This window comes from Staphylococcus hsinchuensis, from assembly GCF_038789205.1.
In the GTDB taxonomy this organism is placed as follows: Bacteria; Bacillota; Bacilli; order Staphylococcales; family Staphylococcaceae; genus Staphylococcus; species Staphylococcus hsinchuensis.
This window is the reverse complement of sequence record NZ_CP128355.1, coordinates 1,311,430-1,327,091: the sequence shown is the minus strand read 5'-3', so window position 1 is coordinate 1,327,091 and position 15,662 is coordinate 1,311,430. Positions and strand designations below refer to the sequence as shown.

Sequence of the window (15,662 nt, the reverse complement as noted above, 5' to 3'; positions counted from 1 at the left end):
ATATTGGTACTATAGTATGATGTTAAATATATTCATTTATCGTATATTGATATTAAATCAACTAATGGTTTTTCAAAGCGGAGGTTAACTTTATGAATAAATTAATACAATCATTATCAGCAATTGGCGTTTCAGCTACATTAGTAACCCCTAACCTAAGTGCTGAAGCTACTGACAATACAATTCCCCAACTCAAAGGCACAAAAGACACAGTTATTGAAAAAGGAGAATATTACAATCTACTTAAAGGCGTAAGCGCTTATGACAAAGAAGATGGTGATTTAACTCACAAAATTACTGTTGATAGTGACATTAATACAGATAAAGTTGGTAAATACAAAGTCGTTTATAAAGTTGAAGATTCTGATGGTGCAGTCAATGAGTCAACGCATTATGTAGAAGTAAAATAACATTACATAAAATATTACAATTAATGTTAAATCGTTCTATATAATAGTTATATTTTATGACTGAATAGAAATATGGCACTTTTCACAAAATGTACACATAATTTTAACAAATCCCAAAATGCCCGACAGATCTTGATTCTGTTGGGTTTTTTAATTTTTTTAAATAATTTTTTTGTGATAAGCACTTGTAAATATCGCGTAATATCTTAAAATTGATGATAAGCCCTACAATTGTAGTATTAGGAGGTCAATAAAGTGTCAAAATTTAAGTCTTTGCTTCTACTATTAGGGTCACTTATGTTACTAAGTGGTTGTTCTAATGTAGAAGTTTTAAACCCAAAAGGGCCAATGGCAAGCGATTCTAGATTCTTGATTATCTATTCAATTATCTTCATGCTTGTTATCATTGCCGCGGTGCTTATAATGTTCGCGCTATTCCTATGGAAATATAGAATAGGAAACACCAAAGAATCTGGTAAAATGCACCACAATTCCTTAATGGAACTTATCTGGTTTATTATTCCAGTCATCATCGTAATTGCTTTAGCTATTCCAACAGTTAAATCACTTTACGAATATGACAAACCAGTTAAGAAAAAGGATGACCCGCTTGTTGTTTATGCTACAAGTGCTGGTTTTAAATGGTTCTTCAGTTATCCTGAACAAAAGGTAGAAACGATTAACCATTTAACAATTCCTAAGGATCGTCCTGTTGTCTTCAAACTCCAATCAATGGATACGATGACAAGTTTCTGGATTCCTCAACTAGGTGGTCAAAAATACGCTATGACAGGTATGACAATGGATTGGACCTTAACAGCTAGTGAAGAAGGTAAATTCAGAGGACGAAACTCAAACTTCAACGGTGAAGGTTTCGCCCGTCAAACTTTCGATGTTAACTCAGTCAGTCAAAAAGATTTTGATAAATGGGTGAAAAAAGCTCAATCTAAGAAAAAATTAAAACAAGATACATTTGATAAGCAACTTTTACCTACGACTGAAAACAAAAAATTAACATTCAGTGGTACGCATATGGCGTTTGTCGATCCTGCAGCTGATCCAGAATATTTATTCTATGCATACGATCGTTATAACTATGTTCAAAAAGATCCAAACTTTAATTCTGAAAAACAAATTAAAGAAGATGTATTAGATAAACCTGATCAACCTGCACGTAAGCCTAAGATCACAAACCCTAACTATAAACGTCATGGCATGACACCTACGATTCTGAAAAATGACGAACCATATGACAGTGAATTCAAAGAAAAAGAATCACATAATATGGATGAAATGGAAAAACTCTCTGAAGGTGCTAAAGACAAAGAAGCATCTAAAATTGAGAAAAAAGACCAAGAAAATGGAGGTGGACATTAATGAACTTTCCATGGGATCAATTGATCGTTCATGGTAACTGGATGATTACAATGGCACAGATTGGTGCCCCATTCTTTATCATTGGACTCATTGCCGTTATTACGTACTTTAAATTATGGAAATATCTTTACAAGGAATGGTTCACGTCTGTCGACCATAAGAAAATTGGTGCGATGTACTTAATCTGTGCTGTACTGATGTTTGTCAGAGGTGGTATTGATGCATTATTACTACGTGCTCAATTAACGATTCCAGATAATAAATTCTTAGAATCTAACCACTATAATGAAATTTTCAGTACGCATGGTGTTATCATGATCATCTTCATGGCAATGCCTTTCGTATTCGGTTTATGGAATGTCGTAGTACCATTACAAATTGGTGCACGCGACGTAGCATTCCCAGTATTAAATAGTATTAGTTTCTGGTTATTCTTCTCTGGTATGGTGTTATTCAACCTATCATTCATTATCGGTGGTTCACCAGCAGCTGGTTGGACTAACTACGCACCACTTGCAGGAGAATTCAGTCCAGGACCTGGTGTTAACTATTACTTAGTAGCCATACAGATATCCGGTATTGGTTCACTGATGACCGGTATTAACTTCTTCGTAACGATACTAAGATGTAAAACACCTACAATGAAATTTATGGAAATGCCAATGTTCACAGTAACAGCATTCATCACAGCATTAATCGTTATCTTGGCATTCCCAGTACTTACAGTTGCGTTAGCATTATTTACAACTGATAGAATATTCGACACTACATTCTTTACAGTTGCAAATGGTGGTATGCCAATGCTCTGGGCAAACTTCTTCTGGGTATGGGGGCACCCTGAGGTTTATATCGTTATCTTGCCGGCATTTGGTATATATTCAGAAATCATACCTACCTTTGCCCGTAAACGTTTATTCGGACACCAAAGCATGGTTTGGGCAACAGCAGGTATCGCATTCTTAAGTTTCTTAGTTTGGGTTCACCATTTCTTCACAATGGGTAATGGTGCTTTAATTAACTCATTCTTCTCAATCACAACAATGTTGATAGGTATACCAACTGGTGTAAAATTATTCAACTGGTTATTCACTTTATATCAAGGTCGAATTACTTTCGAATCACCAATGTTATTCTCATTAGCTTTCATCCCTAACTTCTTATTAGGAGGAGTTACAGGTGTCATGTTAGCGATGGCAGCAGCCGATTACCAATACCACAATACGTACTTCCTAGTGGCACACTTCCACTACACATTAGTAACAGGTGTTGTATTCGCGATGTTAGCTGGTTTAATATTCTGGTATCCTAAGATGACTGGTCATAAGTTAAATGAAACATTAAATAAATGGTGTTTCTGGTTATTTATGATTGGCTTTAACGTTTGTTTCTTACCACAATTCGTATTAGGTCTTGATGGTATGCCACGTCGTTTATACACTTACATGCCTGAAGACGGCTGGTGGTTATTAAACGCAATCTCAACTCTAGGTGCCCTAATGATGGCACTAGGATTTATGTTCTTAGTAGCAAGTATCGTATACAGCTTCTTCAAATCACCACGTGAAGCAACTGGTGATAACTGGGATGGCTTAGGACGTACTTTAGAATGGTCAACTGCTTCAGCAATGCCACCTAAGTACAACTTCGCTATTACTCCAGAATGGAATGACTATGATACTTTTGTTGATATGAAAGAACACGGTAGACATTATTTAGATAATCACAATTACAAAGACATCCACATGCCAAACAATACAATTGTTGGTCTATTGATGGGTATATTCTTCACAATCGGTGGTTTCTTCTTTATCTTTGAAACTATGGTTCCAGCAATTATTTCATTACTTGGTGTCTTTGGTACTATGATTTACCGCAGTTTCCAAATTGATCATGGTTACCATATCCATGCATCAGAAGTTAAAGAAACTGAAGAACGTTTACGTCAAGCACGTATTAAAGAACAGGAGGCTGTAAGACATGAGTCATAATGCAAATACGATAGATTCTCGTTCGCATGAAGGAAATTTAAACAAACTTGGATTTTGGATTTTCCTTACAGCCGAATTCTCACTATTTGGTACGTTATTCGCAACATTAATTACGTTGCAACACGGCGGTGATTACGCAGGCAAATTAACTACCGAATTATTCGAATTACCACTTGTTCTTATAATGACATTCTCATTATTAATTAGTTCTTACACTTGTGGTATTTCAATTTATTACATGCGACAAGAAAAACAAAATTTAATGATGATTTGGATGATCATCACAATCTTACTAGGTGCTGTGTTCGTAGGATTCGAAATTTACGAGTTCGCCCACTATGCCCATGAAGGTGTTAACCCTACTATTGGGTCATTCTGGTCAAGCTTCTTCATCCTATTAGGAACACACGGTGCCCACGTAACATTAGGTATCTTTTGGATTATTTGTTTATTAATTCAAATTGCAATGAGAGGTTTAAATAAAGATAACGCTCCTAAATTATTTATAGTAAGTTTATACTGGCACTTCTTAGATGTTGTTTGGATCTTCATCTTCACAGCCGTATATATGGTAGGGATGGTGTTTAGCGGATGAATACAATAGTAAAACACACAATCGGTTTTATCGCCTCTATTGTTTTAACGATTTTAGCAGTATACGTAACACTGTATACGTCAATGGCACTTAACGCTAAGATTACTATCATCTTTGGTTTTGCTTTCATTCAAGCTGCAGTTCAATTATTAATGTTCATGCACTTAACTGAAGGTAAAGATGGTAACTTACAAGGTTTCAAAGTGTTATTCGCAATTATCATAACGTTAATTACTGTTATTGGTACTTATTGGGTTATGCAAGGCGGACACTCAGGTCACCTTTAATAAAAGACGAACAAACCAAATGCTTTAAGCATTTGGTTTGTTTTTTTATGTATATACATCTTTTTAGACTTACACCTATAAATGATATAGTGGATGTATAAACTTTAATACTATAGGGGGATGAAACGTTGAAACAACCAATCATTATTGATACAGATCCAGGAATTGATGATGCAGCCACATTAAGCATCGCTTTAAATCATCCGAATTTCGACCTAAAAATGATAACAACTGTAAATGGAAATGTAGGTATCGAAAAAACTACAGCAAATGCATTAAAACTTAAAAAGTTTTTTAACAGTGATGTGCCTGTACATCGCGGTGCTTCTCGCCCATTGTTAAACGATTTGTATGATGCAAGTATTGTTCATGGTGAATCAGGTATGGACGGTTATGATTTTCCAGAAATTAATGAAAAAGATTTAGCCTCCTCGCATGCAGTAGAAGCCATGCGTCAAACTATACTTAATTCTGAAGACCCTATTACATTGATTCCTATAGGGCCACTTACAAATATAGCGTTACTATTATCTACTTATCCTGAGGTTAAAGATTATATAAAGGAAGTCATATTAATGGGTGGATCAACTGGCAGAGGAAATGTGACTCCCCTAGCTGAATTTAATATATATTGTGATCCAGAAGCAGCCAAGATTGTGTTTGATTCAGGATTGCCAATTACGATGGTAGGCTTAGATGTTGCTAGAAGTTCAACTTTAAGTCACGATAGTTTAGAAAAACTCAAATCACAAAACGACGCAACACAAATGTTATATAAAATTTTCAAACATTATAAAGGTGATGACTTCGAAAAAGGATTAAACTTATACGACGTTTATACAGTGCTTTATTTATTACATCCGGAAGAATTCGAAGTTGAAGAAGCAGATGTTCAAATTGAAATTTCCGGCGAGTTAACTCGTGGTGCTACAGTTACAGATTTCGCAAGTCATTTCCCTAACTGTTCTGTTGTAAAATCAATTCACCCTCAAACTTTAGAAAAGCTATTTTTCGAAGCACTAGAATATTGCTAAATATTAACTTTAGATATATTTAAACTGAGAAATTTAACAGAAATTAAAATTCTCAATATCAAGTTTTCAAAATGATTTTGACAAAAACTTTAATAAATCTATATAAAAACGAGTCTGAGACAAAATAGGTGTCTCAGACTCGTTGTCAACTTGGCAGTAGATCAGTAGATGTCTGAATTGAAAATGCGCTTATATCAAGCTTTTTCAATCCTAGTCATCTTTGCCGGGGGTGGGACTATGAAATCTTTATTAAAAATTCGATTTCTGTCTTCCTCCCCTTTTTATTGTTATATGAATATTTAATTTTAACTTAGTCAATGGAGACAAGCGTTTCACACATAGTGAATTTTATACAGTCTCAATATATTCTTTCATAAATTGGTCTGTAATTTCATCTATATTTTCTGCTTTTAGTGAAAAATACACTTTTAACTTTGGCTCTGTGCCTGATGGTCGTAATGCAATAAAACCATCATCAAAAATAAATCTAACCAAATTCGTATTTGGTAATGTAAGTGATTCTGTCTCCCCTGTTTCAAGATTTTTAACAGAACCTTTTTGATAGTCTTCTATTTGTTTAACGTCTATACCACAAATTTGAGTTTGTGGTTCATTTCTAAATCTTTCCATGATATTCACTATTTTACTTCGACCAGCTTCACCTTCAAACTCTGGCGCTAATGTACGATTCTCAAATTTACCAATATTTTGATAAATATCATTCATTTCATCTTTAAAGGTAAGACCATTTTTTGCAAGTAAGTTTTTATATTTGATTAATAAAGGCGCAATTTGTATTGCATCCTTATCTCTAGAAATTGGTTTAGCTAAATATCCATGACTTTCTTCAAATGCAAGTAGTAATTGGTCTTTCCCGTCGGATTCTTTTTCCTCAATTTTATCTGAAATAAATTTAAAACCTGTCAACACATTGTTTACTTCTACATCTAATGCATGTGCAAGTCTATCAGCAAGTTCACTTGTTACGATAGATTTCACAATATACAATGGTTTACCTTCATCCACTAGTACTTGGAATCTTAACTTCATCAATAATAATCCAATTTCATTACCGTTAAAATATTTATAATCATTATTGCCATATCTTTCTATAAATCCTAAACGATCGGCATCAGGATCAGTAGCTATGATTAATTGTGCATCTCGTTCTTCTGCTAATTTTAAGCTACGTTCAAATACTGCTTCTTCTTCAGGATTTGCTGCTTTCACTGTTGGGAAGTTTCCATCAGGTTTTGATTGTGTGTCTTCTATTACATATTGATTGAAGTCAAGCTCATCTAAAATTTCAGAAAGTATCGGTAAACTCGTTCCATGTAAACTCGTTAATACCACTTGTGTTTCATTACCTTCAATTGTACCAACTAAATCTTTAACTTCTTGTTTATATTCTTCGATTAAATCCTGATTAATAAATACAATCGCATTTTCATCTACTAATGCATTGAAATTTCCCTTTTCGATCGTTAAAGGCTCTTTGATGTTATTAATATACTCACTCAATGCTTCTGAAGTATCTGGAAGTAATTGGCCACCTTTTTCATTGTAAACTTTTATTCCATTATATTGTTTAGGATTATGACTTGCTGTAATCATTACACCTGCATCAGCTTTTAAATGTTTTACTGCAAATGATAATTCAGGTGTTGATTTATAGCTGTTAGCAAGTATAACTTGAACACCAAAAGTGCCCATTACGCTAGCCATTTCTACACTGAATTCATCAGATAGTAATCTTGTATCATAATATATTACTGCTTTAGGTTCATCAGTTTGTGCCTTTAAATACTTTGCTAATCCTAATGCAACTTTTCGAACTGTGAATGCATTCAAATAGCCTGGTCCTAAACCGATCTTGCTACGTATACCAGCCGTACCAAAACTTAAAATATTTTCGAATCCTTCATGTTGTTCATTTTCTGATTGTTGATCATAAAATGATTTCACTAGACTTTCATCAATCTTGTCCAACCACTGTTGTTTCATAATTATCCTCCTTATATTTTAAGCACAAGGTTTATATATCATCTATATAGATCTTCTCAATTTCAAAGTCATTGCATTCCCCATTATATCGTAAGTTACGCAAGAAATCATTTTATACTAACACCTCGATTAATTAAGATGATTTTCACCTAAATTGAGATATTTATTTGACAAATTTTATTTCTTTATTGATAAATTACTCTATTAGTAATAGAATAATAAGTTATAGCACATTTATACTTTACAATAAATTTACATTCTTAACATTGTATAAAAATTCCAAATCAATCATATATTTAAGGAGCTTCAAACATGAATAAATTTTTTAAATACTTTCTTATATTACTCTCATTAATTCTTGTAGTTGTTCCAATTATCTTTGCTATTACTATACTAAAATCTTCTGAAAAAGCATTTGAAAACTCATATAACCAAGATGATTCTGATCGAACTTCAAATGTAAGAAAATCAAAAATAGATCCTTCTAAGGACCCTTTTACAATTTTATTTTTAGGAATCGATGAAAATAGTGGTAGAGAAGAAAATGGACAGACAACTGAACATTCTAGAAGTGATGCAATGATCCTCTCTACATTTAACGCAGATAAAAATAGAATAAGATTGTTAAGTATTCCAAGAGATACGGTAAGTTATATTCCTAAAGTTGGCTACTATGATAAAATCACACATGCTCATGTATTTGGTGGACCTACTTCCTCAATGGACGCTGTAGAAGCAACATTAAATGTGCCTGTCGATTATTATATAAGAATAAATATGGATGCCTTCGTTGACGCAGTTGATGAACTTGGCGGTATCAAATACGATGTACCTTATAATTTAGATGAACCAAATACGAATGACGATGGCAATATTAAAGTTAAAAAAGGTTACCAAACATTAAATGGTGATCAAGCGCTTGCTGTAGCTCGAACAAGACATCATGATTCAGATCTAAAACGCGGCGAACGTCAAATGGAACTTATTAAAATATTATTCGCCAAAGCACAACAGACAAATTCATTCGATAAATTGGATAACGTCATTAGCATTGTAGGTAAAAATTCTAAACATAACTTTAGTCAGAAAGAAATGGAAGGCTTTGTTTCAACTTACATGCGTCATGATATGGATATAAAAAGTAAACAACTCAAAGGTAAAGATGATTATCTAAAAGGTATTTACTATTACAATCCTTCAATAAAAAGTATCCAAAATACTTCAAATTTATTGCGTAATGATTTAAATCTCCCTAAAATTAGTGATAAAGATGCATTTTTAAATCAACGTGTAACTGATTTTTATGGTACACTCGTGCCACAGACTAAAATTGATAGTAGTTTACTTAAAAAGAATCAGAACGATACTTCTGATGATGAAAATAATAATAACGAAAACGACAATGAATCAAATCAAAATACTAATAATACTCAAACTAACGACAATCAATCTATGGATTCACAAACACAACAATCCACTGGTAATTCAAACTATCAAGAAGGTCAGACACAGCAACAAAATGCAGTTTACTAATTTTCAACTTTAATACTCAAAGTAGAGAGGAGTACGCGACATGTCACGTAAAACATATGAAAAAATTGCTCATATCAATGGTATGTTCAATATTCTGGAACAACAATTAATCCACAGTAAAGACATGGCTCTATTTAGAAATGAATTCTTTTACGTCAACCATGAACATCGTGAAAATTATGAAGCCTTAAGAATTTATTATAAGGATAGTGAACACAATCCAATCGTTGATGGCGCATGTTATATCGTAGCATTACCAGAAATCTTCGATAAAGTCGATGTGTTTGAAGCAGAGTTACCATTTTCTTGGGTTTATGATGAAAATGGTATTACTGAAACGATGAAACAGATTAGTATCCCAATCCAATATTTAGTTGCTGCTGCTTTAGAAGTTACTGATGTGAATATTTTCAAACCATCAGGTTTCACTATGGGAATGAATAATTGGAATATTGCTCAGATGAGAATATTTTGGCAATATTCAGCGATTATTCGTCAAGAAGCTCAATAATTTAATGGACGTTGCCCTATCATAGCTACTATGGTAGGGTTATTTTAATTATATTAAACGAGGTGTTGAAGTATGTTTCAAAAGGTAACAACAAATAAAATGCTGGAAGACGCTTTCGAAGTACGTAAAAAAGTCTTTGTAGAAGAGCAAGGCGTTCCACTAGAAAATGAACTTGATGCACATGATAAAACATCCACTCATTTTATCGGTTATGAGGAAAACATCCCTTTTGCTACAGGACGATTACGTGCTGTAGATGATAAAGCAAAGATCGAAAGAGTCGCAATCACAAAGCAATTTCGTAAATCAGGTAATGGTAAAAAATTAATGAATTTTATCGAACAGTACGCTAAAGATGAAGGTTTCTCTAAAGTAACACTCAATGCCCAATGTCAAGCGCAGAAGTTTTATGAAACTTTAGGATATCAAGCGGAGGGTTCTGTTTTTATGGAAGAAAACATTGAACATATCGTTATGTCCAAAAAATTTTCTTAATATATTACACAATTTACAAATTTTATAAAACAATGACCCCCTAGCGTTTACATAAAATTAATAACATCTATTTAACCTACACCATGTTCAATAATTCACCAACATACCTTAACCGAAAACATTACTTTTTTATTACAAAACGATGAAATCAAACCACGTACGATTTAAACGTATTATAATGACACTAAATTAATTTTGTTAAAGGGGCATTAATTATGACTAATAAAAAGTTTAATTACAAGGTACCGTCAATCTTAGCTTTAACTTTGGCTGGTACTGCGTTATCAACACATCATGCACAAGCATCAGAAAACACTCAAGACCAAACTAAAAATACGAATGTTTTAAATGATGAAAAAACGCTTAACGACAGTCAACAAATTAAATCTGAAGTGAGTAAACCAACAAATAATATTTCAGGGACACAAGCTTACCAAGACCCAACACAAGTCAAAACTTCTGATAGTGACGAGTCAAATTACGATGCTCAGTTAGATGATTTAAATAATGAAAGTGCTCAAACTACTCAAGATCAAACATCTACTACTCAACAAGACAGTAAAGACAACAGCACTCAAGCTTCTGAAGATAGTCAATCTACTGACGGTGATGCGACTTCTTCTAGTGAACAACAAGATGATGTGCAATCTCAATCTAACCAAGATTCTACTGTAGCTGATCAAAACGACAGCGAAGATAACAGCACTCAAGCTTCTGAAGATAGTCAATCTACTGATGGCGATGCGACTTCTTCCAGTGAACAACAAGATGATGTGCAATCTCAATCTAACCAAGATTCTACTGTAGCTGATCAAAACGACAGCGAAGATAACAGCACTCAAGCTTCTGAAGATAGTCAATCTACTGATGGCGATGCGACTTCTTCCAGTGAACAACAAGATGATGTGCAATCTCAATCTAACCAAGATTCTACTGTAGCTGATCAAAACGACAGCGAAGATAACAGCACTCAAGCTTCTGAAGATAGTCAATCTACTGATGGTGATGCGACTTCTTCTAGTGAACAACAAGATGACGTGCAATCTCAATCTAACCAAGATTCTACTGTAGCTGAACAAAGCGACAGCGAAGATAACAGCACTCAAGCTTCTGAAGATAGTCAATCTACTGATGGTGATGCAACTTCTTCTAGCGAACAACAAGCTGACGTACAATCTCAATCTAACCAAGATTCTACTGTAGCTGATCAAAACGACAGCGAAGATAACAGCACTCAAGCTTCTGAAGATAGTCAATCTACTGATGGCGATGCGACTTCTTCTAGTGAACAACAAGATGATGTGCAATCTCAATCTAACCAAGATTCTACTGTAGCTGACCAAAACGACAGCGAAGATAACAGCACTCAAGCTTCTGAAGATAGTCAATCTACTGATGGCGATGCGACTTCTTCTAGTGAACAACAAGATGATGTGCAATCTCAATCTAACCAAGATTCTACTGTAGCTGACCAAAACGACAGCGAAGATAACAGCACTCAAGCTTCTGAAGATAGTCAATCTACTGATGGCGATGCGACTTCTTCCAGCGAACAATTAGCAGAAGCAACATCAGAAAATACACTTGCACGTAAAGTTGCAAATAGTACTGATGATTCAACTCAACAAGAAAGCACGAACTCAAGTGAAGCACCAGTTTTCAAAACATTCGCAGCTTATAGTGCTCCTGAAGCTGGTTCAACAACTGATAGTTCTGAAAACAAAGTTTCAACACGCTCAGCTTCCCTAACTGAAGAAGCTGCGACAACAAGCAGTCTTCCTAAATATACGCCAACAGTAAGTTCAAAAATTAATGATTACATCCGTAAAAATAAATTTGAAGCGCCAAATTACGAGAAAGATATTGCAAGTTATTTACCACGTTACAACTACCGTTACGGTTCTCCAGAAGGTATTGTAATGCATGATACTGCGAATGATAACTCTACAATTACTGGTGAAGTCAACTACATGAAAAACAATTACAATATGGCTTTTGTTCATGCTTACGTCGATGGAAATCGTATAATTGAAACAGCTAATACGGATTACCTTGCTTGGGGCGCTGGCCCAGCTGCAAATGAACGTTTCATCCATGTTGAACTTGTTCATACGCACGATTACGATTCGTTTGCTAGATCTATCAATAACTATGCTGACTATGCAGCAACAAATTTACGTTATTATGGTTTAAAACCTGATAGTGCTGAGTATGATGCAAAAGGTACTGTTTGGACACATAGAGCAGTAAGTAAATATTTAGGCGGTTCAGACCACAGTGACCCTCATGGTTACTTAGCTCAACATGGCTACACTTATGATGAATTATACGACTTAATCAGAGAAAAATACTTAATCCAAACTGGTCAAGTTGCACCATGGGGCGCTTCTTCTTCTGGTAGTACAGACGGCAGCAGTAACGATCAACCTAAAACAGGTGAAGTATCAGTAAATACTACGAATGGAATGGCACGCATTGGTTCTACAAATGATGGATTATATACAACAATTTATGACCATGATGGTAAAGAAACGAGTCGTACAAACCAATCGTTAAAAGTTACAAAATCAGCATCAATTGGTGATGAAAAATTCTACCTTGTATCTGACTACAATAAAGATAGTTTATTAGGTTGGGTCCACCAAAACGATGTAACTTATAAATCAGCAAACAAAGTACAATCAATCGATAAAGCATATAAAATCGAACCTGGTTCAAACGTATACAGCGTACCGTGGGCAACTTCTTCTCAAAAAGTTGGCTCTGTATCTGGATCTTCAACACAAACATTTAATGGAACAAAAATGCAACAAGTTGGTTCAACTAACTATGTATATGGTAAAGTCAATGACCTATCTGGCTGGGTAAGACTAGATAAACTTACAGATTCAAGTTCTGATAGTGATGATACACCATCAACTGAAAATCAATTAACTGTTACACCTTTAACAAATACTCAAGGTATCGTGAATCGTACAAACAATGGTGTGTTCACTTCAGTGTATAATTCAACAGGTACTCAAAAATCTTATGTTAATGGAAATACTTATAAATTAAGTAAGAAAGCTACATTAGGTGATCGTTCTTTCTACTTACTTACTGACAACGCTTCAAGCGATAATATCGGTTGGATGTTAACGGGTGATGTTGCAGTTAAAGTTAACAATGATTTATCTGTAACTGAATTATCAAATACACAAGGTACTGTTAAGAATACTAACAGCGGTGTTTATGGTTCAGTTTATGATAAGACAGGTACTCAAAAATCTTCAGTTAATGGCAACACTTACAAATTAAGCAAGAAAGCTAACTTAGGTGACAAATCTTTCTACCTACTTACTAATAATTCAAACGAAAATATCGGCTGGATGAAAACTGGCGATATCACTGTTAACGAAGCAGCAACTGCTACTAATTCAACGCAATCAGTAAGTCAAATCGGTCAATTAAATACGACTAATTCAGGTATCAGAACAACTGTTTATGACCCACAAGGTAAAGATGCAACAAAATATGCAGGAAAAACGTATACAGTAACAAAGCAACGTACACAAGGTGATAACACTTATGTATTAATTCAAAATGCGCAACAAAATACACCAATTGGTTGGGTAAACAAAAATGATATTAATACTCAAAGTTTAAGTAAACCAACTACTAACAATAACAAATATATTGTAAAATCAACTAATGGCGGTCTTTATGTCATTCCATGGGGAACTACTAAGCAACGCTTAGACGACTTACAAAATCTTGAAGACAATAACTTCAACGCTTCTAAGTCAATTTACGTTGGTAAAGATGAATATGTTTACGGTAATGTAAACAATAAAACTGGTTGGATTGCAGGCAAAGATTTAACTAAAGCTGATGATCAAGATGTAAATCAATCACCTGTTACAGCGAAGAATTTCAGTTATATCATATATAACGAAAATGGTGATTATTACACTGATCCTACTTCTAAAACACCAGCTGGTTCATTAAAAGATTTCTATACAGGTATTTTCACTGTATTTGAACAACAAACTATCAATGGTGTAACTTGGTATCATGGTAAATTAGCTAACGGCCAAGTAGTTTGGATTAAAGCAAGTGATTTACGTAAAGAATTAGTACAATATAATCAATCAGGCTATACATTAGATCAAGCCGTAGCTAAACAAAAAGCACTTTCTGCAAAACCACAAATTCAACGCATTGCTGGTAAATGGGAAGATGCTACTTCAAGTGAAATCAAACAAGCTATGGATACTACAAAATTAGCTAATGATCCAGTTCAAAAATACCAATTCTTACAATTAGATAAAGCCCAAAACATCCCTTCTGAGGATCTAAATAAGTTATTAAAAGGAAAAGGTATTTTAGAGGGGCAAGGTGAAGCGTTTAGTGAAGCTGCTAAACTGAATAATATCAATGAAATTTATTTAATCTCACATGCATTATTAGAAACAGGTAATGGTACTTCAACATTATCTAATGGTGGAGATGTAATTGATAATAAAGTGGTTACAAATGTAACACCTAAATACTATAATATGTTTGGTATAGGTGCGATTGATCGTGATGCAGTTAAAGAAGGCTTTAAAACTGCGAAAAACAATGGTTGGGATACAGTACAGAAAGCAATCGTTGGCGGTGCCAAATTCATTGCCGGTTCTTATATCCACCAAGGTCAAAACACACTTTACAAAATGCGTTGGAATCCATTAAACCCAGGTGTACACCAATACGCTACAGATATTTCTTGGGCTGAGAAAAACGCAACACGCATGAAAACTTTTTACGATTCAATTGGTCAATTAGGTAAATATTTCGATATTTCAACATATAAAAAATAGGATTGAAATTCAAAGAGGTCGGGACTTGATGTCCCGACCTCTTTTTCTATTTTATAAATACATGTTTATGACTTAATCCAGTATTTTTTTATTTACTACTCAAGAGATATACGTCTTCTGATTGTTCAGTTTATATAGTAGCTGATTTAATAATTCAACATCTATAGATGTCATACTTGTACATCTACCCTTTATTAATGTAATCCTTGTTTCATAAATTTGTTCAACTAATCGATTCGCCTTCTCAGTAAGTACTAACTCTTTACATCTTAAATCTGTATTCGATTGTTTACTTTGGATATAGCCTAAATGACACAGCTTCTTCACCCATCTCGACACAATAGATTGCTCTTTATTCAACTGCATCGTCAAATCATATTGTGTTAATATCTTATTGTGATACAAAATTCTTAGCATTTCTATTTGTTCAGAAGTTAAATTTGCACGTTGACCATATCGTTTACTCACTACATTTAAATCATTGCTAATTTGAGTAAGTAATATTTCCAGCTGTGTGTACATGTTGTTCATCTCCATTTATAATTTATCATCAATCCATGCGATTAATTAACAATATTATTTATTAA

12 protein-coding genes are annotated in these 15,662 nt (G+C 34.1%); 10 read left to right on the top strand and 2 right to left on the bottom strand.

Annotation, left to right across the window (positions count from 1 at the left end; translation table 11 throughout):
- The first annotated feature begins 92 nt into the window (after positions 1–92).
- From QQM35_RS06670 to rihC, 6 genes are all read left to right on the top strand, one after another.
- Positions 93–410 carry an immunoglobulin-like domain-containing protein gene (locus QQM35_RS06670; protein ID WP_251516011.1) on the top strand — a complete coding sequence of 106 codons (318 nt, stop codon included), beginning with the start codon at positions 93–95 and terminating at the stop codon, positions 408–410.
- A 255-nt stretch (positions 411–665) separates the two neighbouring features.
- Positions 666–1,787: a cytochrome aa3 quinol oxidase subunit II gene (qoxA, locus tag QQM35_RS06665; protein ID WP_251516009.1), complete on the top strand. Its 1,122-nt coding sequence runs from the start codon at positions 666–668 to the stop codon at positions 1,785–1,787.
- Entirely contained in the window at positions 1,787–3,775 is a 1,989-nt protein-coding gene (gene qoxB, locus QQM35_RS06660) for a cytochrome aa3 quinol oxidase subunit I (RefSeq protein WP_342610287.1), read from the top strand. The genes qoxA and qoxB overlap by 1 nt, the downstream gene beginning before the upstream one ends.
- Complete coding sequence (gene qoxC / locus QQM35_RS06655; RefSeq protein ID WP_251516005.1) at positions 3,765–4,370, top strand: cytochrome aa3 quinol oxidase subunit III; 606 nt, start codon at positions 3,765–3,767, stop codon at positions 4,368–4,370. Before qoxB ends, qoxC begins: the two co-directional genes overlap by 11 nt.
- Positions 4,367–4,657, top strand: coding sequence for a cytochrome aa3 quinol oxidase subunit IV (qoxD, locus tag QQM35_RS06650; RefSeq protein ID WP_251515980.1), 291 nt, complete (start codon positions 4,367–4,369; stop codon positions 4,655–4,657). Before qoxC ends, qoxD begins: the two co-directional genes overlap by 4 nt.
- 128 nt (positions 4,658–4,785) lie before the next feature.
- Positions 4,786–5,691, top strand: coding sequence for a ribonucleoside hydrolase RihC (gene rihC / locus QQM35_RS06645; protein WP_342610286.1), 906 nt, complete (start codon positions 4,786–4,788; stop codon positions 5,689–5,691).
- A 348-nt stretch (positions 5,692–6,039) separates the two neighbouring features.
- Here the strand turns inward: rihC and QQM35_RS06640 are convergent, their stop codons facing one another.
- Entirely contained in the window at positions 6,040–7,695 is a 1,656-nt protein-coding gene (locus QQM35_RS06640; RefSeq protein WP_251515922.1) for a phospho-sugar mutase, read from the bottom strand.
- Positions 7,696–8,007: 312 nt separating this feature from the next.
- Between QQM35_RS06640 and QQM35_RS06635 the strand changes: the two genes are divergently transcribed.
- The 4 genes from QQM35_RS06635 to QQM35_RS06620 all read left to right on the top strand — a co-directional run bounded on the left by QQM35_RS06635 (position 8,008) and on the right by QQM35_RS06620 (position 15,075).
- Positions 8,008–9,228 carry an LCP family protein gene (locus QQM35_RS06635; RefSeq protein WP_251943172.1) on the top strand — a complete coding sequence of 407 codons (1,221 nt, stop codon included), beginning with the start codon at positions 8,008–8,010 and terminating at the stop codon, positions 9,226–9,228.
- A gap of 40 nt (positions 9,229–9,268) precedes the next feature.
- A complete protein-coding gene (locus QQM35_RS06630; RefSeq protein WP_251515916.1) occupies positions 9,269–9,739 on the top strand; it encodes a DUF2538 family protein in 471 nt (156 codons plus the stop codon).
- A gap of 72 nt (positions 9,740–9,811) precedes the next feature.
- The gene (locus tag QQM35_RS06625) at positions 9,812–10,234 is read left to right on the top strand and encodes a GNAT family N-acetyltransferase (protein WP_251515913.1); all 423 of its coding nucleotides are present in this window, start codon (positions 9,812–9,814) and stop codon (positions 10,232–10,234) included.
- A gap of 215 nt (positions 10,235–10,449) precedes the next feature.
- The gene (locus QQM35_RS06620; protein ID WP_251943173.1) at positions 10,450–15,075 is read left to right on the top strand and encodes a GW dipeptide domain-containing protein; all 4,626 of its coding nucleotides are present in this window, start codon (positions 10,450–10,452) and stop codon (positions 15,073–15,075) included.
- Between the two features lie 99 nt (positions 15,076–15,174).
- Here QQM35_RS06620 and QQM35_RS06615 read toward each other — a convergent pair whose 3' ends face one another.
- Positions 15,175–15,597: a MarR family transcriptional regulator gene (locus tag QQM35_RS06615; RefSeq protein ID WP_251519530.1), complete on the bottom strand. Its 423-nt coding sequence runs from the start codon at positions 15,595–15,597 to the stop codon at positions 15,175–15,177.
- Positions 15,598–15,662 lie beyond the last annotated feature (65 nt).

Excerpts from the sequence above, each read along its gene's own strand:
- QQM35_RS06620 (WP_251943173.1), top strand. The coding sequence starts at position 10,450 with ATGACTAATAAAAAGTTTAATTACAAGGTACCGTCAATCTTAGCTTTA.
- QQM35_RS06630 (WP_251515916.1), top strand. The coding sequence starts at position 9,269 with ATGTCACGTAAAACATATGAAAAAATTGCTCATATCAATGGTATGTTC.
- qoxC (WP_251516005.1), top strand. The coding sequence starts at position 3,765 with ATGAGTCATAATGCAAATACGATAGATTCTCGTTCGCATGAAGGAAAT.
- qoxB (WP_342610287.1), top strand. The coding sequence starts at position 1,787 with ATGAACTTTCCATGGGATCAATTGATCGTTCATGGTAACTGGATGATT.
- QQM35_RS06670 (WP_251516011.1), top strand. The coding sequence starts at position 93 with ATGAATAAATTAATACAATCATTATCAGCAATTGGCGTTTCAGCTACA.
- QQM35_RS06635 (WP_251943172.1), top strand. The coding sequence starts at position 8,008 with ATGAATAAATTTTTTAAATACTTTCTTATATTACTCTCATTAATTCTT.
- QQM35_RS06640 (WP_251515922.1), bottom strand. The coding sequence starts at position 7,695 with ATGAAACAACAGTGGTTGGACAAGATTGATGAAAGTCTAGTGAAATCA.
- QQM35_RS06625 (WP_251515913.1), top strand. The coding sequence starts at position 9,812 with ATGTTTCAAAAGGTAACAACAAATAAAATGCTGGAAGACGCTTTCGAA.
- qoxD (WP_251515980.1), top strand. The coding sequence starts at position 4,367 with ATGAATACAATAGTAAAACACACAATCGGTTTTATCGCCTCTATTGTT.
- QQM35_RS06615 (WP_251519530.1), bottom strand. The coding sequence starts at position 15,597 with ATGTACACACAGCTGGAAATATTACTTACTCAAATTAGCAATGATTTA.